The organism is Burkholderia paludis (assembly GCF_000732615.1).
Classification (GTDB): Bacteria; Pseudomonadota; Gammaproteobacteria; order Burkholderiales; family Burkholderiaceae; genus Burkholderia; species Burkholderia paludis.
The window spans coordinates 1-23,171 of sequence record NZ_JPGL01000019.1; the positions used below are offsets into that span (position 1 = coordinate 1).

The window sequence follows — 23,171 nt, forward strand, 5'->3', positions numbered from 1 at the left end:
CACCTTGATCTCGGCGATCACGCGGCCCGGGTTCGACGACAGCACGAGGATGCGGTCGCACATGAACACCGCTTCCTCGATGTTGTGCGTGACGATCAACACCGACTTGATCGGCATGCGCCCTTGCGTCCACAGATCGAGCAGGTCGGTACGCAGCGTCTCGGCCGTCAGCACGTCGAGCGCCGAGAACGGCTCGTCCATCAGCAGGATCGTCGGATCGACCACCAGCGCGCGCGCAAAGCCCACGCGCTGGCGCATGCCGCCCGACAGCTCGCGCGGGTACGCATTCTCGAAACCGTCGAGACCGATCAGGTCGATCGCGGCGAGCGCGCGCTCGCGCCGCCGGCGCGCGTCGACGCCCAGCGCCTCGAGGCCGGCCTCCACGTTCTGCAGCACCGTGAGCCACGGGAACAGCGCGAAGGTCTGGAACACCATCGCAACGCCTTCGGCCGGGCCGTTCAGCGGCTTGCCGAGATAGGACACCTCGCCGCCGGTCGGCTCGATCAGGCCGGCGATGATCCGCAGCAGCGTCGACTTGCCGGAGCCGGAGCGGCCGAGCAGGCCGACGATCTCGCCCTCGCGCAGCGACAGGTTCGCGTCGTCGAGCACCAGCAGCTCGCCCTGCGACTTGTTGAAGCCGCGGCAGACGTGATCGACGCGCAGGATCTCCTCACCGAGACGCGGCGGCTGGGCGGGCTGGTTCGTCTGGACAGGGGCATTCACAACATTCGGATTTTGCATCGCGCTTACTCTCAATCGAGACGGAGCCGGGATTCCGCATAGGCGTACATCGGGCGCCACAGCAGACGGTTGAACAGGGTGACGAACAGGGACATCACGGCGATGCCCAGGATGATCTTCGGGAAATCGCCGGCGGCGGTGGTTTGCGCGATGTATGCGCCGAGGCCGTGCGCGACGACCTTCGTATCGCCCCACTGCACGAACTCGGACACGATGCTCGCGTTCCATGCGCCGCCCGATGCGGTAATGGCGCCCGTCACGTAGTACGGGAAAATGCCGGGCAGGATTGCCTGCCGCCACCATTGCTTGCCGCGGATATGGAAGTTCTTCGTCACTTCCTTGTAGTCGTTCGGGTAGGACATCGCGCCCGCGATCACGTTGAACAGGATGTACCACTGCGTGCCGAGCACGATCAGCGGCGACAGCCAGATGTCCGCGTTCAGGTGGAAGCGGACGATCACGATCACGAACACCGGGAACAGCAGGTTCGCCGGGAACGCGGCGAGGAACTGCGCGAGCGGCTGGATCTTCTCGGCCAGCGCCGGGCGCAGCCCGATCCACACGCCGAGCGGCACCCAGATCACCGAAGCGATCAGGATCAGCAACAGGACGCGCAGCAGCGTGATGAGCCCGAGCACGAACACGTGGCCGACCTCGGTCATCGTCACGCCGGTCGCCACGAAGGTGACGACGCGCCACACGACGTATACGGTCAGCAGGATCACCAGCACGCCCCAGACGACGTCGCCGATCCGCGACGACCGGCGGCTGACCGGGCCGCGCGCCACGACGCCCTTGAACGACGGCAGGCGCAGCGGCACGCGGGCGGCCTGCGACAGCAGCCAGCCGGCCGGCACGAGCAGCTGATGGATCAGGTGCGTGCGGCGCATCATGTCGAGCAGCCAGGATTGCGGCGCGTCGCCCGATGCGGTGTTTTCCATGCGGAACTTGTCGGCCCACGCGACGAGCGGGCGGAACAACAGCTGGTCGTACGCGAGGATCACGACCGTCATCGCGACGATCACCCAGCCGACCGCGCCGAGGTTCTTGTCCGAGATGGCCTGCGCGAGATACGCGCCGATCCCCGGCAGCGTGATGGTCTGGTTGCCGACCGTGATGGCCTCCGACGCGACGACGAAGAACCAGCCGCCCGACATCGACATCATCATGTTCCAGATCAGGCCCGGCATCGAGAACGGCACCTCAAGCTTCCAGAAGCGCTGCCACGCGGTCAGGTGAAAGCCGCGCGACACCTCGTGCAGGTCGCGCGGCACCGTGCGCAGCGACTGGTAGAAGCTGAACGTCATGTTCCACGCCTGGCTCGTGAAGATCGCGAAGATCGCCGCGAGCTCCGCGCCGAGCACGCGCCCCGGGAACAGCGCGATGAAGAACGTGACCGTAAACGAGATGTAGCCGAGCACCGGCACCGACTGCAGGATGTCGAGGATCGGGATCAGCACCATGCCCGCGCGGCGGCTCTTGGCCGCGAGCGTGCCGTAGATCAGCGTGAACACGAGCGACGCGACCATCGCCGCGAGCATCCGCAACGTGGTGCGCAGCGCATATTCGGGCAGGTTCGACGGATCGAGCGAGATCTTCTGCGTCTGCAGCACGCCGATCGGCGCCATCGTCTGGTGAAAGCCGATGATCGTCATCGCGAGCAGGCAGATGATCAGCGGAAACGCGACGGCATCCCAGCGGTTGGGTAGCACGCGCCACGCCGAGGCGTTCGCGGTGCGGTTCGGATCGAAACTGATATCCATCGGTAGCGTCTTGTGTTGAATGAAAAATCGATGGGACCGGCCGCGTGCCGCACGGCCGGACATCGCGCCCCCCGGCGCGGTCAGAACAGTCCGTGCAGCGCCCAGTACAGGGCGGCAGACAGCGCGATCGACGCGGGCAGCGTCAGCACCCAGGCAAGCACGAGGTTGCGCACGGTATCCCAGCGCAGGCCCGAGCCGCTCGCCGTCATCGTGCCGGCTACGCCCGACGCGAGCACGTGCGTCGTCGACACCGGCAACCCGTATGCGTCGGCCATGCCGATCGTCAGCATCGCGACGGCCTCGGCCGACGCGCCCTGCCCGTAGGTCAGGTGCGACTTGCCGATCTTCTCGCCGACGGTCACGACGATCCGCTTCCAGCCGACCATCGTGCCGAGGCCGAGCGCGATCGCCACCGCGACCTTCACCCACGTCGGGATGAACTTCGTCGCACGGTCCATCTGCTGCTTGTAGGCGTCGAGCACGCTCGCGTCCTCGACCGAGAACGCCGGCGCCTTCGCCTTCTCCATCAGCCGGATCGCCTCGGACGCGACGTACATGTTGTTGCGCACGTTGTCGACGAGGTTCTGCGGCACGCTCGAGATTCCGCCGGCCTGCGCGACCTGGTCGGCGATCGTGTCGGTGAGCTTGCCCAGTGCGGGAATCGTCGCCGGCGTCAGCTTGTGCGTGCGCACGTATGCCTCGACGTCGGCGCGCGGATGCGCGGATTGCTCGGCCGGGTCCGCGTACCTGGCCAGCGTCGTGGACGCATGGCGCGCCACCGCGACGAACGTGCTCGCCTGGTCGGGCGTCACGGCCTTGTTCAGCGCGTACGCGGTCGGCATCACGCCGATCAGGATCAGCATGATGAGCCCCATGCCCTTCTGCCCGTCGTTCGAGCCGTGCGCGAACGACACGCCCGTGCAGGTCAGGATCAGCAGCAGGCGGATCCAGAACGGCGGCGGCTTGCTGCCCTTCGGCTCCTGGTACAGCGCGGGCACGCGCACGAGCGCCTTCAGCAGCAGCAGCACGAGCGCCGACAGCACGAAGCCGACGAGCGGCGAGAACAGCAGCGCCTTGCCGACGCCGAGCGCCTGGTTCCAGTCGACGCCGCTGGTGCCCGACGGGCCGTTGACGATCTGGTTCATCAGGCCGACGCCGATGATCGAGCCGACGAGCGTGTGCGAGCTCGACGACGGCAGCCCGAAATACCAGGTCGCGAGGTTCCACGTGACGGCCGCGATCAGCAGCGAGAACACCATTGCGAAGCCGGCGCCGCTGCCGACCTGCAGGATCAGCTCGACCGGCAGCAGCTGCACGATGCCGAACGCGACGGCGCCGCTCGACACGAGCACGCCGCACAGGTTCCAGAGGCCCGACCAGACGACCGCCAGGTGCGGATCGAGCGAATGCGTGTAGATGACGGTCGCGACCGCGTTCGCAGTGTCGTGAAAGCCGTTCACGAATTCGAAGCCGAGCGCGATCAGCAGCGCGACGATCAGCAGCAGGAACGGGAGGACCGAGCTTTCCTTGACGGGACTGAGGTCGGAAACGAGATGAATGCCGACATAGACGATGCCGCACGCAATGATCAGAAAAAACAGGGCGAGGCTGATGCTGCGCGTGCGGCTGCTGACCGCGCCGCCGGCTTCCGTTGCCGCGAGATTCGGCATGAAGGGGCTCCGGAGAGGTAACTCGGAGTGGCAGGCTATCGGTCGATCGTGACGTAAATGTGACGTGTCACTTACAGGACATTGACGGTACGCGACCCCGACGTCCCGCATGCCCGCGCAGGCCCCGGACACGGGCATCCGGCCGTGTAACGCGCGGGAATAAATCCGCTGTCGCGCCGGTATCGCAGGCGAAGGCGCCGGCTTATTCCAGGACGATCCGGCCGTCCGGTTCCGTCATACGATTGCGAGGCTCACATGTCTTCATCGACCCCCACCCGCCCGTCGCGCCGCAAGGCCCTGCAATGCATGGCCTTCGGCGGGCTCGGCACGCTGTTCACGCTGTCGGGCGGCATCCTGACGCCGTTCGACCTCGCGCTCGCGCAGACCGGCGACGCCCGCCCGGCCGACGCGGGCCGGCCGCTGTTCGTGCAGATCAGCGATACGCACATCGGCTTCAACAAGGAAGCGAATCCCGACGTGGCGGCCACGCTGCGGCAGACGATCGAACTCGTCAACGCGATGCCGGCCATGCCCGCGCTGGCCATCCATACCGGCGACATCACGCACCTGTCGAAGCCGGAGGAATTCGACCGGGCATCGCAGCTCCTGTCGGCGCTGCGCGTGCCGGAACTGCACACGGTGCCGGGCGAGCACGACGTCACCGACGGCTCGGGCGCCGAGTACTTCGGCCGGTTCGGCAAGGCGTCGGACAACCGCGGCTATTACAGCTTCGATCACGCCGGCGTGCATTTCATCGGCCTCGTCAACGTGATGCACTTCAAGCCGAACGGGCTCGGCAGCTTCGGCGACGATCAGCTCGCGTGGCTCGCGCGGGATCTCGAGGGCCGCACGTCGAGCACGCCGATCGTCGTGTTCTCGCACATGCCGATGTGGACCGTCTACGAGCCGTGGGGCTGGGGAACCGGCGACGCGCCGCAGACGATGGCGCTGCTGCGCCGCTTCGGGTCGGTCACCGTGCTGAACGGGCACATTCATCAGATCGTGTCGAAGGTCGAGGGCAACGTGACGTTCCACACGGCGCGCTCCACCGCGTTCCCGCAGCCGACGGCCGGCAACGGCCCGGGCCCCGTCCCGCTGACCGTGCCGCGCGACCGGCTGCCCGCGATGCTCGGCGTGACGACCGTCGAATTCGCGGGCCACCCCGCCGCTTCGGCGCTGCACGACGCGACGCTGGCCTGATGCGCCGCTGCTCGAGGAGACCGACATGACCCGCTTCAAGCCCACCGGCGCCGTCGCGGCGCTGCTCCTGTGCGTGGCCGCCGCCGGCGCGCCGCTCACCGCGTTCGCGCAAGGCCAGGACGGCCCGCTCGTGACGATCCGCAATTTCATGTTCTCGCCGATGTCGACCACGATCAAGGCCGGCGCGACGGTCACGTGGAAGAACCTCGACGGCGAGCCGCACACCGTCGTCAACGATGCCGGCCTCTTCCACTCGAAGGCGCTCGACCAGGGCGAGACCTACTCGTTCCGCTTCGACAAGCCCGGCGTCTACAAGGTGTTCTGCGGAATTCATCCGTTCATGAAGGAGACGATCACCGTCGAATGACGCGGCGCATCACGCGGGCGCGCGGCGAGCGCCCCCCGCCGCCGATCGCCTAAACTGAATCGAACCGTTCGGCTCCGACCCACCGTCATACACAGCGAGGCACGCCATGACCGCAAGCCAGCCGGCACGCATGGATCTTCCCGGGCAGGTCGTGCTGGTGCTCCAGGGCGGCGGCGCACTGGGCGCGTTCCAGCTCGGCGTCTTTCAGGCGCTGGACGAAGCCGGCATCCGGCCCGACTGGGTGGTGGGCACGTCGATCGGCGCCATCAACGCGGCGCTGATCGCCGGGAATCCGCTGGAGCGGCGCCACGAAAGGCTGTCGGCGTTCTGGCAGCGCGTGACCGAACGGACCCGTTTCGACGCCCCGCTGCTGCCCGGCTGGGACCGGACGCTGGCCGAGCTGATGATCATCGGCGGCGGCATCGCGGGGTTCTTCCAGCCCAATCCGGCGTCGTGGTTCGGGCCGATGGTGCGCCTCGGCGTCGATCGCGCGTCGTATTACCGGATCGCGCCGCTGCGCGAGACGCTCGCGTCGCTGATCGAGCCCGACCTGCTCAACGCGGGCCGCCCGCGCCTGACCGTCAGCGCGGTCAACGCATGCACGGGCACGATGCGCTATTTCGATTCGCGCGAGACCCGGCTGGGACTCGAACACATCATGAGTTCGGGCGCGCTGCCGCCCGCGTTCCCGGCGATCCGGATCGACGGCGAGCCGTACTGGGACGGCGGCGTGTATTCGAATACGCCGGTCGAAGTGGTGCTCGACGACAACCCGCGCCGCAATTCGATCATCTTCTCGGTACAGGTGTGGAATCCGGCCGGCCCCGAGCCCGAAAGCATCTGGCAGGTGTCGGAGCGGCAGAAGGACATCCAGTACGCGAGCCGCACCGACAGCCACATCGCACGCCAGCAGCAGATCCACCGGCTGCGTCATGTGATCCGCGAACTGGTGCGGCACGTGCCGGAAGCCGAACGCGCGTCGCCCGCCGTGCACCGGCTGGCCGCGTGGGGATGCGAAACCACGATGCATCTGGTCAAGCTCGCGGCGCCGCGGCTCGCCGGCGACAATCAGTTGAAGGACATCGATTTCACGCCGGAAGGCATCGCCGCCCGCCGGCAGGCCGGCTACGAGGCCGCGCAGCGGGCCATTGCCGCCCGTCCGTGGGACCTGCCGACGGACCCGACCGAAGGCCTGACGGTATTCGACGCCAGCGCACCGCCCGGCACGCAACAGCCCGCATGACGCGCGGCGCCGCCGCCGCACGCCGGCCGGGCCGCCGCGCTCAGCCGCGAGCGGCCTGCAGGCGCGCGCGGCCGGCCGCGCTGACCTCGACCAGGGCCCCACCGCCATGCGCGGGGTGCCGGATCACGTAGCCGCGCGCGCAGGCTTCCTCCCATACCGGCAGGCGCGGGCACGACGTCCGCCACGCATCGATCACTTCTTCGTAGGGCCGCGTGCCGCGCCCGATCCATTCGAGCAGGTCGAGGATCAGCGGCTCGATCGACGCCGTGTCGCGCGCCAGCACCTCCGGGTTGACCACGTGGATCGGCTGCCCGGCCGCGAAGGACACGATCTGGTCGAACACATCGGAGAACTGCGTCTCGTATTCGTCCTCGGTCACGTAGCCGATGTGCGGCGTACACACGACATCGGGGCAACGCAACAGCGGATGCCGCGGATCGCGCAGCGGCTCCGTCTCGTAGACGTCCACCGCCGCCATCCCGGGCCGGCCGGCCTGCAACGCCGCCTCGAGCGCGCCCGGCGCGACGAGGCCCGCACGGCTCGTGTTGACGAACAGCGCGCCGGGTTTCATCCGGGCCAGATCGTCGGCCGTCACGATGCCGCGCGTGGCCGGCACGAGCCGCATGTGCAGCGACAGCACGTCGCAGGTTTCGAAGAACGCACGCTTGTCCGGGGCCGTGTTCCACCCGTCGTCGCGCGCACGCTGCAGCGACGCTTCGCGCGCCAGGACCAGCACGTTCATCCCGAACGCGGCGCCGTACCGGGCGACCTCCGCCCCGATCCGGCCATAGCCGTATATCCCCAGCGTGCGCCCGCGCAACGTCCGCCCGACGCCGATCTGCCAGCGGCCGGCCTGCAGCGCGCGCATCTGCTGCGGAATCCGGCGCAGCGTGGCCGGCACGAGCCGCATGTGCAGCGACAGCACGTCGCAGGTTTCGAAGAACGCACGCTTGTCCGGGGCCGTGTTCCACCCGTCGTCGCGCGCACGCTGCAGCGACGCTTCGCGCGCCAGGACCAGCACGTTCATCCCGAACGCGGCGCCGTACCGGGCGACCTCCGCCCCGATCCGGCCATAGCCGTATATCCCCAGCGTGCGCCCGCGCAACGTCCGCCCGACGCCGATCTGCCAGCGGCCGGCCTGCAGCGCGCGCATCTGCTGCGGAATCCGGCGCATCGCGGCGAGCACGAGGCCCCACGTCAGCTCGGCCGCCGCATGGGACGGCGTGCCGGCGTGCTGGTTCGACGACACGATCACGCCGTGCGCGGTGCACGCCTCGATGTCGATGTGCGGATAGACGCTGCGCTGGCTGATCAGCCGCAGCCTCGGCAATTGCGCGACGAGCGGCGCGCGGATCTGCGTGCGTTCGCGGATCAGCACCAGCACTTCGGTGTCGCGCAGGCGTTCCGCCAGCACGTCGACATCCTGCACGTGGTCGTTCCAGACCGTGACCGCGTGCCCGTCCAGCTTGCGAAAGCACGGCAGCGTGCGCAGCGTGTCGAAATAATCGTCGAGGATCGTGATGTTCATGGGGCGCTCCCGGCAACGTCGTCATCCTGAACCGGGAGCGCCCCGCAGGGAAATGAAATTATCTTGTCGATTCCTGCATTTTTCTGATCGATCGCCTTCGCCGCGAGGATCTCGAGCCGTCTTACGGCGATTCCGTGCGGGCCTCCGGTGCGGTACCGGCGACGACCGGACACGACGAGGGCAACGCCTGGCCGAACAGCACGGCCTGCCCGCAGGCGGACGTGAACATGCCGAGATTGTCGTGCCCGACGCCCGGCACTTCGACGACCTGCTGCGCGAGATCGGCCGGATGCCGCTTCTTCAGGTAGTCGAAATACGCGAGCCCGCGCGCGAGCCGGTACGGGCCTTGCGCCATCGCCGCGCACGAACGGTCGATGAAATGGGTGTAAGGGTTCGTGTCGGCCTGGCCAAGCAGGTACACGACATGGCGCGCGACATAGCGCGTCTCGAGATCGCGCACGTCCTGCGACGCGACGTACGGCGGCGCCGACTTCAGCCCGTATTTCCACTCCGTCGCGCGCGGGCAGGCGCCGCCCGCGAGCACCTGGCCGTCCGGCCGCTCGTCGTCGAAATACACGTAGCTCGACGGGTTCGCGACCACATAGCGCACGGCGATGCCGCCGCGCGCCAGCGCGTCGCCCTCGCGCCCGGCCACCGCGTAACGCTGCAGCAACTGCGCGCCGGCGGAATGCCCGATCACCACCACGGTCGACAACGCGGGATACCGGCTGCGGTCGGCGAAATGCGCCAGCAACGCGTCGAGCGCGGCGAACGAACTGACCGGCCCCGGCTGACGGGCGGCGTCCCCGCCTTTCCATCCTTCCTGCGTCCAGGCCAGCGTCTGCGCGGGCAACGAGAACGCGCGCGTATCGGCGCGCGTCAGGAACTGCGGCGCGACGACCATCGTGCCCTGGCCGGCCGCGCCGGCCTGTTCGACCACCTTGAGCCCCGACGCATAGTACGCGTCGGCATTGCGGAGCGTGCCGTGAATCACGATGAAGACGCGCGTGACGTCGGGCGCGGCCTGGTCGAGCGGGCGATCGGCGTAGACGGGCAGCACCGCGCCGCCTTGCGGCGTATCGACGGCCAGACGCTGGTCGGCGACGGCCTTGACCGGTGCGTCGAGGCGTTCGCGCTGCGTGGCGGCGTCGGCCGGGGGCGCGCCGCCCAGCAGGCCGGCTGCGGCAACCGCGAGCGACAGCGTGCACGACAGCGCCCGGACAACCGGCAGCGCGCGCGAGGGCAGGAATCTGGCGAAAGCGACGGACATGGGTGACATGGTGACGGATCGGGTGACGGATATCACTTTAACGGCGATCGTCGCAGAATCCGTCGCGCATTGCCGGACGGTTGCGAAAAGCCGTCCGGCCGGCCGCCCGCTGGGCGGTTGCCTCGGGCCGGCGGCGACCCGTCACCCGCACCGATATCCCGGCGGCCAACCGGGCGACCTCGCCCCGGATCGCCAGCCGCGCCACGGGCCACGGGCCACGGTCCGCGCCGTCCGGTCGGGCGCGATCGCGCAGGCCGGCGGCTCGCCCGGAAAGGCGCCGCGCTTCCATCGCAGACGGCCCGCATGCCGCGGCATCGGCGCATGCCGCGGCGCATCCGGATCGCCGGCCGCGATCAGCGCATCATGCGTGCCCGCCCGGCGCACCGGCGAGCGTGTAGTCGAACACCAGCACGTGCTGCGGGTCCAGCAGCGGGCCGATATCCGCCTTGAATGCATGGTGTTGAAGGTCGTAGAAGGCCGGGTCGTCGACCACCGGCTCGCCGACATAGTAGTTGCGATCGCCCTCGGAAGCGAAGCTCAGCAGGAACGCGTGCTCGAAGCCGCGATCCGCCCCTTCCCCGCTGCCCTGCAGCCCGTGCTCGATCGACAGGATGTACGGCCGGCCGTCGCGCACGCAACTGTCGCGCAGCGCCAGGAATGCCTCGACGGCCTCGCGCTGCAGCGATTCGGGTACGCGTTCCGCGAAACGCAGCAGCACGAGATGGCGAACCGTGCCGACCCGGTAGCCGGCCGCCGTAAACGCCCGCACCCCGATCTGTCGGAGTTCATCCCCGAGCCTCTCGGCGGCGGGTTGGCGATCGGCTTCGGCAAGCGTGAGGCTGGCGTCCATGGCGGCTCCTGTACGAAATGAATGGACGCCCAGTATTCGCTAGCGCGGCCACGCCGCATTGTAGAAATGCGCATGTCCGGCGAGCGCCGCGCGCCGCACCTCGCCGGGACTGAACCCGGTCAGCGCGCGGAATTCGTGCGTCTGATGCGCCTGGTCGGCATAGCCGGCGTCGAGCAGATCCGTCAGCGAACGATCCGGCGACGCCAGCACGATCGTCCGCAGCGCGCGCTGCAGCCGCGCGAGCCGCCTGAAGCGCACGGGCGACGAGCCCGTCGCCGCGCGGAAGCGATACGCGAGCTGACGGCGACACAGGCCGGCCGCGGCCGCGACGTCGGCGATCCGCGCCGGATCGCCCCGCAGCAGCCCCGCGACGGCGTCGTCGATGCGGCTGCCGCGCGACGGCTTGCGCAATCGCGCGAGAAAGAAATCGTCGAGCAGGGCCGCGCGTTCGGCCGCGCCGGCGCCGAGCGCGATGCGCTCGGCCAGCTCCGCCACGGGCGGGCCCCACACGTCCTCGGCGGACACGACCGAATCGGCCAGCTCCGTCGCGGGCAGGCCGGTCAGCCTCGGAATGGCGCCCGCCCGCACGCGCACGGCGACGAATCCGGGCGCCGCCGGCGTGGCGAACCGGATCGGTGCGCCGCGCACGCACGCGACATGCGCGTGCGGCAACGCCTGCACGCACGCCCCGTCGACGGAGCGGCGCTCGAACGGTGCGTGGAAATGAAAGAAGATCTCCATGCCGCCGGGCCCCGGCATGACGGGCAGCAACGCCGGCGACGGCATGCCCGCGCCGTCCCAGCTCCAGTAGCGGTCGATGAGCGCGCGGAGCGGCGCGGCGGGAAGACGATGATCGACGCGCATGTCGAAAGTCGCGGTGCGAGGCATGCTCGGTGTCCTTGTCGGCGATGGCCGGGGGCGGCTCGCGCGGCGCGCCTGCGCTGCCCGCGGCCGTGCCGACCCTATGCTGCGGAAGAGTCGCGCTGCATCTCGCGCACGATCGCGTCCAGTTCGCCGATATGCGAGGCGACCGACTGCTTGCCCGCGCGCGCCCATCCGTCGGATGAGGTCATGCCGCTCACCGCGCCGACGAACGCCATGCCCGCCCGCTCCGCCGCCTGCGCATCCACCGCGTGATCGCCCACGTAGATCGCGGAGCGGGCCGGCAGGCCAAGCCGCGCCAGCGCCAATACGAGCCCTTCCGGATCGGGCTTGTGGCGCTGCACGTCTTCCCCGCCGACCAGCACGTCGACGGACGACTGCAATGCGTTCAGCGCGAGGATCGCCTCGATCCGGTAGCGGAACTTCGACGAAACGATCGCGACCGCGAGGCCCTGCTCGCGCAAGCGCGCGAGCAGCGGCGGCACCTCGGGATAGATGCGGGTGCCCTGGACCATGATCTCGTCGGCGCGCGCCACGAAGTGACGCGCGAACGCGTCGGCCCGCGCCGGGTCGGCTTCCCCCGTCAGCGAGCGGAACATCTCGTGCAGCGGCAGCCCGATCACGGCGCCGATCTGCGCCGGCGTCGCGCCGGCGGCGCCCAGCCGGTGCAACGCGTATTCCGTGCACTCGACGATCGCGGCGGACGAATCCGCCAGCGTCAGATCGAAATCGAATATGACGGCCCGAACTGACATGAAAGCACTCCGCAAACAAAAATGGCTCATGCGCACCGCATGAACCGGATTGACGTCGCGATGCGCGCCGGCGTGTCGATCGGTCAGCGCGCGTCGCCGGACTGCTCGCGATCGGCCGCCTCGAACCCTTCCGGGTCGCGCTTCGCCCATTGTCTTGCCCAACCCAGCAGCGGCTGCAGCGCCGCTTCGAGCCGGCGGCCCTCGGCGGTCATGCCATAGCCGCCCTCGCCGTGCTCGACGAGGCCCGACGCCCTGAGCTCCGCCAGCCGCATGTTGAGCAGGCGCGTGTTCGTGTCGCAGGCTTCCTGCAGCGCGCGGAAGGTGAGCGGCTCGCCGCGCAGCTCCCACAGGATGCGCAGCGTCGTACGCCGCCCGAGCAGATCCAGCACGACCATGATGGGCCGCCCTGTCTTCGATCCGCGGACGCGTTGTCCGATCCTGGGTGTAGTCATGCTATATTTTTTAAAGCAAACGCCGCGCTGCGTCAACGCGGTGATGCACTGTCGCACGCAAGCGGCCCCGCAGGCAAGCGTCATTTTTCTCATCCGTGCTTTACTTTTTAAAGCACGCAGCCTACGCTACCGGCTCGGCCATCGGCGACTGCGCTCGTTGACACGCGCTCGCCACGTGCATGGAGGAGTTCACATGACTCAACGCATCGCATGCGCAGTACCGCCGTTCGCCCCCGACATCGCCGCGTCGATCGACCGGGTCATGCGGGGCCGCCCGCCGCTGCGGCTGTTCACCACGCTGGCGCGCGACGCGCGCCTGTTCACGAAGTTCTTTGCCGCCGGCCTGCTGGACAAGGGCCATCTCGACATCCGCCAACGCGAGATCGTCATCGACCGCACCACCGCGCTGTGCCGGTCCGAATACGAATGGGGCGTGCATGTCTCCGTGTTTTCTCCGGCAGCGGGATTGACCCGCGAACAGGTTCGCTCGCTGGCCGTCGGCTCGGCCCTGGATACCTGCTGGAACGACGCCGACCGCCTGCTGATCCGGCTGTGCGACACGCTCCACCTGCATTGCGACGTCGACGACGACCTGTGGCACGAACTGCGCCCGCGGTTCAGCGACGAGGCACTACTCGAATTGTTGATGCTCGCGGGCTTCTACCGGACCGTCAGCTACCTCACGAACGGGCTGCGCCTGCCGCCGGAGCCCGGCGCCGCGCGGTTTCCGTCATGAACCGCGCGCCGGCGGCGCACGCACGACTCGCTCGTCACGACGCGTTGCGCCGCGCGCGCGTCTTCTCGAGCCGCCAGTGCATGATGTCGTCCGCACCCGGCCCGGCCTCCACCCGCAGGTCCGCCATGTCGACCGGCTTGCCCGTCTCGGCATCGACCGCCGCCAGCCGCACCGCATGCCCCGAGCGCGCCTCCGTGAAGCACAGCGGCGGCGCCTTCGATTCCGCCAGCCCCCAGGCGTCGCCGACCTGCGCGAGCGCCATCAGCACGATGCCGATGTCCCGCCCGCGCTGCGTCAGGTGGTATTCGTACCGCTCGGGGCGCGACTGATACAGCCGGCGCTCGATCAGCCCCCTGCCCTCGAGCGCCTTCAGGCGGTCGGACAACGTCGCATGGGTCACGCCCGTCGATTGATGCAGATCGTCGTAGCGCGCCAGCCCCAGCGCCAGATCGCGCACGATCAGCAAGCTCCATCGATCGCCGAGCGCGTCGAGCACGCTCGCGATCGAACAGGTCATGCCGTCAAAACTCTTGGATTTCATCGCGAATCACCTTTCCTGACTTCGATGCGCCGCACAGGTCCGCGCGCGCGGCGCCAATCGTATCGCATCTGGCCCCGCTTGACGGCACATCGTCCGACACTTACTCTAATAATAAGAGTTATCAGAAATCTTGCCAGCCCATCCTTCCAGGAGGTTCGTACATGAAGCAGGAAAATCGAGGTGTGATCGTCGTAACCGGCGCGTCGTCGGGCATCGGCGCGGTCTATGCGGATCGTCTGGCCGCGCGCGGCTACGACCTGATCCTGGTCGCGCGCCGGCGCGAACGTCTCGCCGCGCTCGCCGACCGGCTCCAGTCCGCCTACGGATGCGACGCGGAGGCCGTCGCCGCCGACCTGTCGACCCAGGAGGGCGTCGCGCGGGTCGAGGCGCTGATCGACGGCACCGTCGATCTCGCCGGCGTCGTCAATGCCGCGGGGCTCGGCGCGCTGGGCCTGTCGGCGTCGGTCGATCCGGCGGCCGTCGACGCGATGATCCGCGTCAACGTGCTCGCGCTGACCCGGCTCTCGCTCGCGGCCGCGCGCCGTTGCGGCGCGGCCGGGCGCGGGCTGATCGTGAACATCGGGTCGATCGTCACGCTGATGCCGGTGCCCGGCGCGGGCGGCTACAGCGGCTCGAAAGCGTATGTGCTCAATTTCACGCGGTCGCTGCACGCCGAGCTTGCGCCGCGCGGCGTCGCGGTGCAGGCCGTCATGCCGGGGCCGGTGCGCACGGAATTCTTCGGCAAGGCGTCCGCGCCGTTCCCCGACTCGCTGTTCATGACGCCGGAAACGCTCGTCGACACGGCGCTGCACGCACTGGATCACGAGGAATCCGTCTGCTTCCCGACGCTCCACGATCTCGGCGCGTGGCAGCAGTTCGACGGCGCGCGCGGCAACCTCCTGCACGCCGTCACGCGGGACGGCCTGCCCGCCGCGCGCTACAGCGCCGCGTAAAGCGACGCCCGCCCCTTCTTCTCACGCACCGAGGAACATCCATGCCGCTCTGGAACATCTACCATCCCGAACTCGCCTACACCGACGCGGACAAGCTGGAGATCGCCGAACGCATCGTCGGCTTCTACGACGGATTCCTGCCGCGTTTCTACGTGAACGTGCTGTTTCAGCCGCTGCCGCCCGCGTCGTTCCTGATCGGCGGCAAGCCGACCGGCGACTTCGTGCGGATCCGGGTCGATCACATCGCGCGGCAGATCGACGATCCCGCCGAGCAGGCGCGATTCATGCACCATGTCGGCCAGCGCCTCGCGCCGTTCATCGGCGAACGCGGCCTGCGCTGGGAAATCCATATCGGCGAAACGCCGTTCGGGCTCTGGGCGATCGAGGGCATGCGCCCGCCGCGACCGGGCACGCCGGCCGATCTCAAATGGCGCACGGAAAACCGGCCGTCGCCGTACTGAACGGCGCGGCATCCGGGGCGCACCGTGCGGCTCCGCGCCCCGCCGCATCTTTGCCGCATCCTCACGATTCGCGACAGGAAGCACTGCCATGATCACCGAAATCGTCTTGTTCAAGCTGCAGCCCGACGTCGACCTCGCCACGCTGCGGAACCGCTATGAAACGACCGCCGTGAAGTGGGCGCTGAACCCCGACCTGCTGCACAAGTGGTACTTCTACGATCCGGCCACGCACGAAGGCGGCGGCGTGTACGTGTGGCGCACCCGCGAAGCCGCCGAGCGCTGGCACGGCGACGAGTACAAGGCGATGGTCGAGCGCGTGTACGGCCATCCGCCCGTGATACGCGTGCTCGACACGCTCGGCCACGTCGACGCGACGCAAGGGCGCTACGAGATCCTCGGCCTGCCGGCCTGAAAGCGGCCAGCTCCGCGGCGGGGCGGTTCCGCCCCGCCTTCACCGCACGTCCCTGCTCCGTCCCCGCAATCGCGTTTCGCTATCAACCCCATTGCCGGCAGTGCTTTCAAATATATCGTCAAGTTCCGATATAAGATTCGCCCATCGACGATACCCGTTTGCCCGACCGAAACGCCCCACCCATCCATGCCGACCGAACTCGACATCGAAGCGATCCTGAAAGCGCTCTCGAACCCCGTGCGCCGGGAAATCCTCGTCTGGCTGAAAACGCCGGACGTGCATTTCCCGCACCAGACGCTGCCGTACGAACACGGCGTCTGCGCGGGCCAGATCGATGCGCGCTGCGGGCTGTCGCAATCGACCGTCTCCGCGCACCTCGCGACACTGCAGCGCGCGGGGCTCGTGACGTCGACGCGGATCGGCCAGTGGGCGTTCTTCCAGCGCAACGAGGCCGTCATCGACGCATTTCACGACGCCCTGCGCCGCGAACTCTAGCCAACGGCCGAACCGGCCATGCGGGCCTCCGCCGTGCGTGACGCACGCGGCCCCGCCTTTCGTGAAGAGGTTATCTGCCATGCCCACCCTGTTCGATCCCGTTACCCTCGGCGACCTGAACCTGCCGAACCGCATCGTGATGGCGCCGCTCACCCGCTCCCGCGCGGGCGCGACACGCGTGCCGAACGCGCTGATGGCCCGCTACTACGCCGAGCGCGCAACGGCCGGCCTGATCATCACCGAGGCAACGTCGGTCACGCCGCAGGGCGTCGGCTATGCGGACACGCCGGGCATCTGGTCCGACGAGCAGGTCGAAGGCTGGAAGCAGGTCACGCGGGCCGTGCACGCGGCCGGCGGGCGCATCGTGCTGCAGCTCTGGCACGTCGGCCGGATTTCAGACCCGGTGTTCCTGAACGGCGACCTGCCGGTCGCGCCGAGCGCGATCGCCGCGGGCGGCCACGTCAGCCTCGTGCGCCCGCAGCGCCCGTACGTGACGCCGCGCGCGCTCGAACTCGACGAGATCCCGGGCGTCGTCGCCGCATACCGCAAGGGCGCCGAGAACGCGAAGGCCGCCGGCTTCGACGGCGTGGAGATCCACGGCGCGAACGGCTACCTGCTCGACCAGTTCCTGCAGGACAGCACCAACCGGCGCACCGATGCGTACGGCGGCCCGGTCGAGAACCGTGCGCGCCTGCTGCTCGAAGCGGTCGACGCCGCGATCGACGTGTGGGGCGCCGGCCGCGTCGGCGTACACCTCGCGCCGCGCGGCGACGCGCACACGATGGGCGACTCCGATCCGGCGGCGACGTTCGGCCATGTCGCACGCGAACTCGGCCGCCGCAAGATCGCGTTCATCTTCACGCGCGAATCGTATTCGGGCGACCAGTTGAGCCCGCGCCTGAAGGAAGCGTTCGGCGGCCCGCTGATCGCGAACGAGCAGTTCACGCCCGACACCGCGCAGGCCGCGCTGACGAACGGCACCGCCGACGCGATCGCGTGGGGCAAGCTGTTCATCGCGAACCCCGACCTGCCGCGCCGCCTCGAACTCGGCGCACCGCTCAACAAGCCGGTGCCGGAGACTTTCTACGCGGAAGGCGAAACGGGCTACACCGACTACCCGGCGCTGAGCGACGCGGCCTGACGGCCGGGCGGCGCGTGTTCAGCTGCGCACGTCCGCGCACATGAATACGCGCCGCGTCTCGTCGAGCCCGAGCTCGACGTGGTGCGCGCGGATCGCACGCAGCGCGTCGTCGAGCGCGGCGGCGTCGACGATCCTGAAACCCAGGCGCGCGTAGTACGGCGCATTCCACGGCGCGTCGCGGAACGTCGACAGCACGACCTGCGCGATGCGGTCCTGCGCCGCGCGCGCCGCCACCTGTTCGATCAGGCGTGCGCCGATGCGCTGTCCGGCATGCGACGGCGCGACATCCAGCTCCTCCAGATAAAGCCGCTGCGCATCGAGCGGCCGGTAGAACGCAAACCCGACGCACGCACCGAGCGCGTCGACCGCCACGTACGCGTGGCCGCGGTCGATGCGCGCGAGCACGGCGTCCGGATCGGTCGGCCCGGCTTCGGCGATGCCGGCCATGCCGATCTCGCGAAACCGCTGCGCGGCGGCGACTTCCACGGCGGCCATCGCGGCCGCGTCTTCCCGCGTGGCGGGGCGAATCAGGATCGGTGCAGTCATGACGGCAATTCAGGCGGACAGGCTGGAACGGCCGTCACTATAATCGAAACCTCATACGTTTCGAACACCACGCACGCCGCGCTCGGTCAGAACGGGAAAGTGGTTGACGCCGGGCCTGCGGTATTGCGCGTCGCGAGGGAGATCGCGATCGGACCGGATCGAAATTTCCTGTACGCACGAGGTTGCCTGCGTCAGGACAGTCGCCCGAAAGCCAGCATGACAAGACACCGCGCCGCAAGGCACCGTGTGTCTCGCCGATTGGCCGCCTGCGGATGCCGCCGGGTTCTGCCGCAGCACGATGGTGTCCGACGCGCAGGCCTGGCACGACGCACATCCCGACACGACGGACCGGCTGCATTTCTGCATCACGATCGGCGACGCGCACTGATCGTCGTATCCCTGCATCGCAGGCCGGCGCGTGGCCGGCGACCCGCAACCGCAGTCGCATCGTTGCTCCGGAGGATTTCACCGTGAAAAACTGGCTGTCGACCGTATCGGCCGTCCTGCTCTGCCTGTCCGCCTCGGTCGCGCATGCGGCCGGCATCAAGTTCGTCCGGATCCCGGCCGACGCCGGCGGGCCCGAACTGAAGGCGGTCGTGTGGACGCCTTGCGCGGAACCCGCGCAGACGCTCGCGATCGGCCCCTTCGAAGTGAAAGGACAGCGCGACTGCCCGACCGTCGGCGACAAGCTGCCGCTCGTCGTGATCTCGCACGGGCACGCGGGCACGCTCCTCGGCCATCACGACCTCGCGGAAACGCTCGCGGACGCGGGCTATGTGGTCGCGGCCATCAACCATCCCGGCGACACGGCGCTCGACTTGAGCCATCAGGCCGACATTCACGAATTCGCCGAGCGCCCCGTCGACATGAAGCGCCTGGTCGACTACATGCTCGCCAGCTCGGCAGACGCCGCTCGCATCGATCCCGCCCGGATCGGCTTCTTCGGTTTCTCGCGCGGCGGCTATACCGGGCTCGTGCTGGCCGGCGGCAATCCCGATTACGTGCACGCGCCGGTCGCCTGCACCGACCCGACCTGGCTCATCTGCCGGCAGATTCGCGACCGCGACCTTGCCCTCCCGCCCCCCACACGCGACCCGCGCATCAAGGCGTACGTGCTGGCCGATCCGCTCGACGAATTCCCGACCGCCGACACGGTGAAGGACATTCACGCGCCGATCCAGCTCTGGGCATCGGAGGAAGGCGGCGACGGCGTCGAGCCGGCCACCGTCCCGGCGCTGGCCGGCCTGTTGCCGCAGCGGCCGGAATTTCACGTCGTTCGGCACGCGGCGCATTTCGCGTTCGTCGCGCCGTGTTCCGACGCATTGAAAAAGATATCGCCGCGCGTGTGCATCGATGCCGGCGACTTCGATCGCATCGCATTTCACCGGACACTCGACGCCAGCGCACTCGCATTCTTCACCGCGAATCTGCACTAGCAGCGAAACGACCGGCGCCACGCACCGGGCGCCGGCGCGTAAGCGTTGCACGCGATCAGCGCGCGCACGAGCGCCCAGTCGTCGTCGTCGCAGAAATCGAGCAGCATCGCGCCATGCGGGCCGGGCCGCTCGCGCAATCGCTCGGCGAGCCGCGCATGAATGCCCCGCACCCTGCCGTCGCCGTACGCGACCACCGACGGATTCGCCCCCATCCCGGTGCCGCTGCAGAAGCTGATCGCCCAGCGGCCGCTGTCCGGCGCCGGCAGGTCCGTCAGCAGCGCGTCGATCGCCCGCCACTTCCAGCCGATCGACGCGGCCACCGGCACGCGATACTCGTCCTGGATCACGAACGCGCCGTCGGGATGGTCGATCGTAAACGTCGCGTTGTCGGGCCACGCGGTCAGGTCGATGCCGAGCGGCCGGCCGCTGCGGAAGCGCCGCAGCAGCACGATCGCGCCGCGCACGTCGCCGAGCGCGGGCAGCGTGCCGCCGGCGTGCCAGCGCAGCCGCGGATGCCGCGCGCGATGCGCGTCGAAGGTCGCGTCGAAACCGCGCGTGCACGCGTGCGCCGGCCACTCGTCCTTGACCGACATCACGATGCATTCGCGCGGATGCGCATCGAGGAACCGCGCGCAAGTCTCCAGCACGTCGTCGAACGTCATGCCGAGCGCGATGCCGCCGTGATGGATGTCGAATGCGTCGCGCACGTGCCGGCAGCGGATGTCGAGCAGCCGCACGCCGTGCGCGAGCTGCGCGTCGAGCGGCGCGCGCTGCGTGCGCACGAGCAGATCGTCGACGGTATACGCACAGGTGTCATGGCTGCCCGGTAGGGTCAGCGTATGCAGCGGCCGCGCGTCGTCGAGCGCCGACATCCAGTCGGCAGGCGGCATGCACGTATCGTGGCTCGAAGGGATCATGAATCGATGAATGACAAGGAAAGAAAACCGTGGGTCACCGCGTCGGACGTCGCGGCGCGGGCCGGCGTCTCGCGCTCCGCGGTGTCGCGCGCCTTCTCGCCGACGGCGAGCATCGCGCCGCAGACGCGTGAACGCGTGATGGTCGCCGCGCGCGCGCTCGGCTATCAGGTCAACCTGATCGCGCGCGACATGATCACGCAGCGCAGCAGCATGATCGGCGTCGTGACGGCCGGGTTCGAGAATCCGTTCCGCGCGCGGCTGCTGTCGGACCTGATGGCCGCGCTCGGGCAGCGCGCGCTCACGCCGCTCGTCACCAACGCCGAAGATCCGCGCCAGGTCCGGCAATCGCTCGAACAGTTGCTCAGCTACCGGATCGCGGGCCTCGTGATGACGTCCGCGTCGCCGCCGCTGTCGGTCGCGCAGCAGTACCTGGAACACCGGATCCCGGTCGTGATGATCAACCGCGAAGCGGACCTGCCGGGCGCGGATATCGTCGTCAGCGACAACGCGGCGGGCGCCGCCCACGCGGCCCAGCGTCTCGTGCGGGCCGGCGCGCGCCGGCTCGCATTCGTCGGGCCGCGCGACGCGAGCTACAGCGCGCGGTCGCGCGCCGCCGCGTTCGAGCAGGCGATCGGGCGCGGCGACGCGTTCGACGCGACGCTCGCGTGCGTGATCGACACGCCGTCCGACACCCACGCAAGCGGAAGCGATGCCGCGCGGCGAATGTTCGCGAGCGGCGCGCGGCCCGACGGCGTGTTCTGCTCGTCGGATCTGCTCGCGCTCGGCGTGATCGACGCCGCACGCGGCGAATTCGGGTTGCGGGTGCCGGACGACCTGCGCGTGATCGGCTTCGACGACATTCCGGCCGCCGAATACGATGCCTACCGGCTGACGACGCTCCGGCAGGACACCCGCGGCCTCGCGCAGGCGGCGGCCGACCTGCTTGCCGACCGGATGCAGACGTTCGACGGCCCGTCGCGCACGCGCGTCGTGCCGGTCATGCAGGTGGTGCGGGCCAGTTGCGCGTAACAGCGCGGATCGGGGCGCGGCGTCGCCGCGCGTCACTTCAGCCCGCCCGCGAACCCGCGCAACAGGTAGCGCTGCACATAGCCGGCCACGGCCAGCGTGGGCAGCGACGCCATCAGCCCCGCGCTCATCAGGTCGCCCCAGTCGATGCCGTTCTCCGTCACGTAGCCCGCGATCGCGAGCGGAAGCGTGAATCGGCTCGGCGTCGACACGAACAGCAATGCGATCAGGAACTCGTTCCACGCGGCGATGAACACGAAGATCGCGGTCGCGATCAGCCCCGGCGCGCACAGCGGCAGCACGATCTGCACGAGTCGTCGCGCCAGCCCCGCGCCGTCGATGCAGGCCGCCTCTTCGTAGTCGACCGGCACGTCGCGCACGAACGCGAGCAGCATCCAGATCGCCATCGGCAACGCATAGATCTGGTACGCGAGCATCAGGCCGGGCATCGAATCGAGCAGGTGCAGCCGCTTCGCGAGCGCGAACAGCGGCACCGCGATCGTGATCGGCGGCATCAGCTTCAACGCCAGCACGAGCACCAGGAACAGCAGGTCGAGCCGCGCCGGGAACCGCAGCCGCACCAGCGCGTAGGCGGCCGGAAACGCGAGCGCCAGCGCGATCAGCGTCGTGCCGAAGCCGACCAGCAGCGAATTGAACAGCGGCGCACCGATGCCGTTGGACCATACCGACGCGAAATGCTCGAAGGTCGGCGCGGCCGGCCAGATCCGCAACGGATGATCGAGGCGTTCGAGGGTCGGCATGAACGCCGCGCCGGCCATCCACAAACATGGCAGCAGCAACAGCGCGAGCGCGACGATGCGCAACCCCCACGGCAGCGCGCGACCGAATGCGGCGCCCGTTCGCGGGGGCGCAATGCCTGCGGGGCGCGCCGTCATGCGCGCCGCTTCCGAACCGTCTGCCATACGTACCCCGAAACCAGCAGTGCGGACGCCGCGAGCATCAGCACCGACGCGGCGCTCGCCGGCCCGACGTTGAAGAAGCGGAAGCCCGTGTCGTAGATATAGGTCGACAGCGTCTGCGTCGCATTGCCGGGGCCGCCGCCCGTCAGCGCATAGACCTTGTCGAACAGCTTGAACGTGTCGATCGAGCGCAGCAGCAGCGCGAGGCCGATCTGCGGCGCCGCGAGCGGCAGCGTGACGTCGCGCAGGCATTGCCACTCGCTCGCGCCGTCGGTGCGCGCGGCCTCGTACAGTTCCTGCGGAATTGACTGCAGCCCCGCGAGCACGATCAGGAACGCCATCGGCGTCCACTGCCAGACGTCGACGAGCGCGAGCGACCACAGCGCGAGATGCGGATCGGACAGCCAGCGCACGCCGTCGATGCCGACCGTCGCGAGCAGCGCATTCAGGAAACCGTCGAAATTCAGCCAGTTGCGCCAGATCGCCGAGCACACCAGCGTCGACAGCATCATCGGCAGGATCGCGAGCGGCAGCGCGATGCGCCGCCCCGGAAACGCGCGCACGAACAGCAGAGCGAGGCCGAAGCCGAGCGCGACCTCGGCGAGCGACGCGACGACCGTGAAGCGCAGCGTGTTGCCGAAGCCGGCCGCGAACGCGTCGTCGCCGAGCACCGCGCGATAGTTCGCGAGCCCCGCAAACGCGCGGCGGCCCGCCGCGTAGTCGACCTGGCAGAACGAATCGATCAGCACCTGCACGACCGGATACAGCGCGAGCGCGGCGAGCACCAGCAGCGCGGGCCCGAGCAGCGCGACGAACGGCAGGCTGCGGCCGAAGGCTTTCATGCGCGGCCTCCGGACGACGGGGCG

General features: G+C 69.1%; 26 protein-coding genes. 12 read left to right on the forward strand and 14 right to left on the reverse strand.

Annotated features, from left to right (window positions below):
• The 3 genes from GQ56_RS0113660 to GQ56_RS0113670 all read right to left on the reverse strand — a co-directional run.
• Window positions 1–741 (reverse strand): ABC transporter ATP-binding protein (locus tag GQ56_RS0113660; protein WP_031399195.1); only part of this gene is annotated, 741 nt, incomplete at its 3' end.
• Between the two features lie 11 nt (window positions 742–752).
• Complete coding sequence (locus GQ56_RS0113665; protein ID WP_031399196.1) at window positions 753–2,504, reverse strand: ABC transporter permease; 1,752 nt, start codon at window positions 2,502–2,504, stop codon at window positions 753–755.
• An 80-nt stretch (window positions 2,505–2,584) separates the two neighbouring features.
• Window positions 2,585–4,174, reverse strand: coding sequence for an inorganic phosphate transporter (locus GQ56_RS0113670; protein ID WP_031399197.1), 1,590 nt, complete (start codon window positions 4,172–4,174; stop codon window positions 2,585–2,587).
• Window positions 4,175–4,429: 255 nt separating this feature from the next.
• Between GQ56_RS0113670 and GQ56_RS0113675 the strand changes: the two genes are divergently transcribed.
• The 3 genes from GQ56_RS0113675 to GQ56_RS0113685 all read left to right on the forward strand — a co-directional run bounded on the left by GQ56_RS0113675 (window position 4,430) and on the right by GQ56_RS0113685 (window position 6,984).
• A complete protein-coding gene (locus tag GQ56_RS0113675) occupies window positions 4,430–5,374 on the forward strand; it encodes a metallophosphoesterase family protein (RefSeq protein WP_031399198.1) in 945 nt (314 codons plus the stop codon).
• Between the two features lie 25 nt (window positions 5,375–5,399).
• Window positions 5,400–5,741: a cupredoxin domain-containing protein gene (locus tag GQ56_RS0113680; RefSeq protein WP_031399199.1), complete on the forward strand. Its 342-nt coding sequence runs from the start codon at window positions 5,400–5,402 to the stop codon at window positions 5,739–5,741.
• A gap of 106 nt (window positions 5,742–5,847) precedes the next feature.
• Entirely contained in the window at window positions 5,848–6,984 is a 1,137-nt protein-coding gene (locus tag GQ56_RS0113685; protein ID WP_031399200.1) for a patatin-like phospholipase family protein, read from the forward strand.
• A 40-nt stretch (window positions 6,985–7,024) separates the two neighbouring features.
• On the opposite strand, the gene GQ56_RS40135 is transcribed toward GQ56_RS0113685, so the two are convergent.
• The 6 genes from GQ56_RS40135 to GQ56_RS39340 form a co-directional block, all read right to left on the reverse strand.
• Window positions 7,025–8,512 carry a D-2-hydroxyacid dehydrogenase family protein gene (locus tag GQ56_RS40135; protein WP_052007257.1) on the reverse strand — a complete coding sequence of 496 codons (1,488 nt, stop codon included), beginning with the start codon at window positions 8,510–8,512 and terminating at the stop codon, window positions 7,025–7,027.
• Between the two features lie 121 nt (window positions 8,513–8,633).
• The gene (locus GQ56_RS0113700) at window positions 8,634–9,791 is read right to left on the reverse strand and encodes an alpha/beta fold hydrolase (protein ID WP_031399202.1); all 1,158 of its coding nucleotides are present in this window, start codon (window positions 9,789–9,791) and stop codon (window positions 8,634–8,636) included.
• A gap of 352 nt (window positions 9,792–10,143) precedes the next feature.
• Window positions 10,144–10,632: a Dabb family protein gene (locus GQ56_RS0113710; RefSeq protein ID WP_043301375.1), complete on the reverse strand. Its 489-nt coding sequence runs from the start codon at window positions 10,630–10,632 to the stop codon at window positions 10,144–10,146.
• A 39-nt stretch (window positions 10,633–10,671) separates the two neighbouring features.
• Window positions 10,672–11,520, reverse strand: a complete 849-nt coding sequence (locus GQ56_RS40140) for a helix-turn-helix domain-containing protein (RefSeq protein WP_161788563.1) — start codon at window positions 11,518–11,520, stop codon at window positions 10,672–10,674.
• Between the two features lie 74 nt (window positions 11,521–11,594).
• A complete protein-coding gene (locus tag GQ56_RS0113720) occupies window positions 11,595–12,269 on the reverse strand; it encodes an HAD family hydrolase (RefSeq protein WP_031399206.1) in 675 nt (224 codons plus the stop codon).
• Between the two features lie 83 nt (window positions 12,270–12,352).
• Window positions 12,353–12,664, reverse strand: coding sequence for a winged helix-turn-helix transcriptional regulator (locus GQ56_RS39340; RefSeq protein WP_031399207.1), 312 nt, complete (start codon window positions 12,662–12,664; stop codon window positions 12,353–12,355).
• Between the two features lie 250 nt (window positions 12,665–12,914).
• Here GQ56_RS39340 and GQ56_RS0113730 point away from each other — a divergent pair, with 250 nt between their 5' ends.
• Entirely contained in the window at window positions 12,915–13,457 is a 543-nt protein-coding gene (locus tag GQ56_RS0113730) for a carboxymuconolactone decarboxylase family protein (RefSeq protein ID WP_031399208.1), read from the forward strand.
• A gap of 34 nt (window positions 13,458–13,491) precedes the next feature.
• Here the strand turns inward: GQ56_RS0113730 and GQ56_RS0113735 are convergent, their stop codons facing one another.
• Window positions 13,492–13,998, reverse strand: coding sequence for a winged helix-turn-helix transcriptional regulator (locus tag GQ56_RS0113735; protein ID WP_031399209.1), 507 nt, complete (start codon window positions 13,996–13,998; stop codon window positions 13,492–13,494).
• Between the two features lie 161 nt (window positions 13,999–14,159).
• Between GQ56_RS0113735 and GQ56_RS0113740 the strand changes: the two genes are divergently transcribed.
• The 5 genes from GQ56_RS0113740 (at window position 14,160) to GQ56_RS0113760 (ending at window position 17,460) form a co-directional block, all read left to right on the forward strand.
• Window positions 14,160–14,951 carry an SDR family NAD(P)-dependent oxidoreductase gene (locus GQ56_RS0113740; RefSeq protein WP_031399210.1) on the forward strand — a complete coding sequence of 264 codons (792 nt, stop codon included), beginning with the start codon at window positions 14,160–14,162 and terminating at the stop codon, window positions 14,949–14,951.
• A gap of 41 nt (window positions 14,952–14,992) precedes the next feature.
• Window positions 14,993–15,412 (forward strand): tautomerase family protein, encoded by a 420-nt coding sequence (locus tag GQ56_RS0113745; protein ID WP_031399211.1) that lies wholly within the window; start codon window positions 14,993–14,995, stop codon window positions 15,410–15,412.
• Between the two features lie 88 nt (window positions 15,413–15,500).
• Window positions 15,501–15,824 (forward strand): hypothetical protein, encoded by a 324-nt coding sequence (locus GQ56_RS40145; protein ID WP_052001191.1) that lies wholly within the window; start codon window positions 15,501–15,503, stop codon window positions 15,822–15,824.
• Between the two features lie 186 nt (window positions 15,825–16,010).
• Window positions 16,011–16,319, forward strand: a complete 309-nt coding sequence (locus GQ56_RS0113755) for an ArsR/SmtB family transcription factor (protein WP_031399212.1) — start codon at window positions 16,011–16,013, stop codon at window positions 16,317–16,319.
• A gap of 79 nt (window positions 16,320–16,398) precedes the next feature.
• The gene (locus tag GQ56_RS0113760; RefSeq protein ID WP_031399213.1) at window positions 16,399–17,460 is read left to right on the forward strand and encodes an alkene reductase; all 1,062 of its coding nucleotides are present in this window, start codon (window positions 16,399–16,401) and stop codon (window positions 17,458–17,460) included.
• Window positions 17,461–17,478: 18 nt separating this feature from the next.
• Here the strand turns inward: GQ56_RS0113760 and GQ56_RS0113765 are convergent, their stop codons facing one another.
• Window positions 17,479–18,006, reverse strand: a complete 528-nt coding sequence (locus GQ56_RS0113765) for a GNAT family N-acetyltransferase (RefSeq protein WP_031399214.1) — start codon at window positions 18,004–18,006, stop codon at window positions 17,479–17,481.
• Window positions 18,007–18,250: 244 nt separating this feature from the next.
• On the opposite strand from GQ56_RS0113765, the gene GQ56_RS45560 reads away from it, so the two are divergent.
• Window positions 18,251–18,394 (forward strand): hypothetical protein, encoded by a 144-nt coding sequence (locus GQ56_RS45560; RefSeq protein ID WP_160257515.1) that lies wholly within the window; start codon window positions 18,251–18,253, stop codon window positions 18,392–18,394.
• An 82-nt stretch (window positions 18,395–18,476) separates the two neighbouring features.
• Window positions 18,477–19,442, forward strand: coding sequence for an alpha/beta hydrolase family protein (locus GQ56_RS0113775; RefSeq protein ID WP_031399215.1), 966 nt, complete (start codon window positions 18,477–18,479; stop codon window positions 19,440–19,442).
• Here GQ56_RS0113775 and GQ56_RS0113780 read toward each other — a convergent pair.
• The gene (locus tag GQ56_RS0113780) at window positions 19,439–20,359 is read right to left on the reverse strand and encodes a phosphatidylinositol-specific phospholipase C (RefSeq protein ID WP_152601754.1); all 921 of its coding nucleotides are present in this window, start codon (window positions 20,357–20,359) and stop codon (window positions 19,439–19,441) included. The two genes, GQ56_RS0113775 and GQ56_RS0113780, sit on opposite strands and share 4 nt — an antisense overlap.
• A 6-nt stretch (window positions 20,360–20,365) precedes the next feature.
• Here GQ56_RS0113780 and GQ56_RS0113785 point away from each other — a divergent pair, with 6 nt between their 5' ends.
• Window positions 20,366–21,388, forward strand: a complete 1,023-nt coding sequence (locus GQ56_RS0113785; RefSeq protein ID WP_031399217.1) for a LacI family DNA-binding transcriptional regulator — start codon at window positions 20,366–20,368, stop codon at window positions 21,386–21,388.
• A 32-nt stretch (window positions 21,389–21,420) separates the two neighbouring features.
• Here the strand turns inward: GQ56_RS0113785 and GQ56_RS0113790 are convergent, their stop codons facing one another.
• Window positions 21,421–22,281: a carbohydrate ABC transporter permease gene (locus GQ56_RS0113790; protein WP_031399218.1), complete on the reverse strand. Its 861-nt coding sequence runs from the start codon at window positions 22,279–22,281 to the stop codon at window positions 21,421–21,423.
• Window positions 22,278–23,147 carry a carbohydrate ABC transporter permease gene (locus tag GQ56_RS0113795; protein ID WP_031399219.1) on the reverse strand — a complete coding sequence of 290 codons (870 nt, stop codon included), beginning with the start codon at window positions 23,145–23,147 and terminating at the stop codon, window positions 22,278–22,280. Before GQ56_RS0113795 ends, GQ56_RS0113790 begins: the two co-directional genes overlap by 4 nt.
• Between the last annotated feature and the right edge of the window lie 24 nt (window positions 23,148–23,171).

What these genes read in the sequence shown, in the direction of transcription:
- GQ56_RS0113665 (WP_031399196.1), bottom strand. Translation starts at nt 2,504, where the DNA reads ATGGATATCAGTTTCGATCCGAACCGCACCGCGAACGCCTCGGCGTGG.
- GQ56_RS0113755 (WP_031399212.1), top strand. Translation starts at nt 16,011, where the DNA reads ATGCCGACCGAACTCGACATCGAAGCGATCCTGAAAGCGCTCTCGAAC.
- GQ56_RS0113735 (WP_031399209.1), bottom strand. Translation starts at nt 13,998, where the DNA reads ATGAAATCCAAGAGTTTTGACGGCATGACCTGTTCGATCGCGAGCGTG.
- GQ56_RS0113710 (WP_043301375.1), bottom strand. Translation starts at nt 10,632, where the DNA reads ATGGACGCCAGCCTCACGCTTGCCGAAGCCGATCGCCAACCCGCCGCC.
- GQ56_RS0113720 (WP_031399206.1), bottom strand. Translation starts at nt 12,269, where the DNA reads ATGTCAGTTCGGGCCGTCATATTCGATTTCGATCTGACGCTGGCGGAT.
- GQ56_RS40145 (WP_052001191.1), top strand. Translation starts at nt 15,501, where the DNA reads ATGATCACCGAAATCGTCTTGTTCAAGCTGCAGCCCGACGTCGACCTC.
- GQ56_RS0113685 (WP_031399200.1), top strand. Translation starts at nt 5,848, where the DNA reads ATGACCGCAAGCCAGCCGGCACGCATGGATCTTCCCGGGCAGGTCGTG.
- GQ56_RS0113670 (WP_031399197.1), bottom strand. Translation starts at nt 4,174, where the DNA reads ATGCCGAATCTCGCGGCAACGGAAGCCGGCGGCGCGGTCAGCAGCCGC.
- GQ56_RS0113790 (WP_031399218.1), bottom strand. Translation starts at nt 22,281, where the DNA reads ATGACGGCGCGCCCCGCAGGCATTGCGCCCCCGCGAACGGGCGCCGCA.
- GQ56_RS0113745 (WP_031399211.1), top strand. Translation starts at nt 14,993, where the DNA reads ATGCCGCTCTGGAACATCTACCATCCCGAACTCGCCTACACCGACGCG.
- GQ56_RS0113730 (WP_031399208.1), top strand. Translation starts at nt 12,915, where the DNA reads ATGACTCAACGCATCGCATGCGCAGTACCGCCGTTCGCCCCCGACATC.
- GQ56_RS0113780 (WP_152601754.1), bottom strand. Translation starts at nt 20,359, where the DNA reads ATGATCCCTTCGAGCCACGATACGTGCATGCCGCCTGCCGACTGGATG.
- GQ56_RS40135 (WP_052007257.1), bottom strand. Translation starts at nt 8,512, where the DNA reads ATGAACATCACGATCCTCGACGATTATTTCGACACGCTGCGCACGCTG.
- GQ56_RS0113680 (WP_031399199.1), top strand. Translation starts at nt 5,400, where the DNA reads ATGACCCGCTTCAAGCCCACCGGCGCCGTCGCGGCGCTGCTCCTGTGC.
- GQ56_RS0113795 (WP_031399219.1), bottom strand. Translation starts at nt 23,147, where the DNA reads ATGAAAGCCTTCGGCCGCAGCCTGCCGTTCGTCGCGCTGCTCGGGCCC.
- GQ56_RS0113765 (WP_031399214.1), bottom strand. Translation starts at nt 18,006, where the DNA reads ATGACTGCACCGATCCTGATTCGCCCCGCCACGCGGGAAGACGCGGCC.
- GQ56_RS0113675 (WP_031399198.1), top strand. Translation starts at nt 4,430, where the DNA reads ATGTCTTCATCGACCCCCACCCGCCCGTCGCGCCGCAAGGCCCTGCAA.
- GQ56_RS40140 (WP_161788563.1), bottom strand. Translation starts at nt 11,520, where the DNA reads ATGCCTCGCACCGCGACTTTCGACATGCGCGTCGATCATCGTCTTCCC.
- GQ56_RS0113785 (WP_031399217.1), top strand. Translation starts at nt 20,366, where the DNA reads ATGAATGACAAGGAAAGAAAACCGTGGGTCACCGCGTCGGACGTCGCG.
- GQ56_RS0113760 (WP_031399213.1), top strand. Translation starts at nt 16,399, where the DNA reads ATGCCCACCCTGTTCGATCCCGTTACCCTCGGCGACCTGAACCTGCCG.
- GQ56_RS0113740 (WP_031399210.1), top strand. Translation starts at nt 14,160, where the DNA reads ATGAAGCAGGAAAATCGAGGTGTGATCGTCGTAACCGGCGCGTCGTCG.
- GQ56_RS39340 (WP_031399207.1), bottom strand. Translation starts at nt 12,664, where the DNA reads ATGGTCGTGCTGGATCTGCTCGGGCGGCGTACGACGCTGCGCATCCTG.
- GQ56_RS0113700 (WP_031399202.1), bottom strand. Translation starts at nt 9,791, where the DNA reads ATGTCACCCATGTCCGTCGCTTTCGCCAGATTCCTGCCCTCGCGCGCG.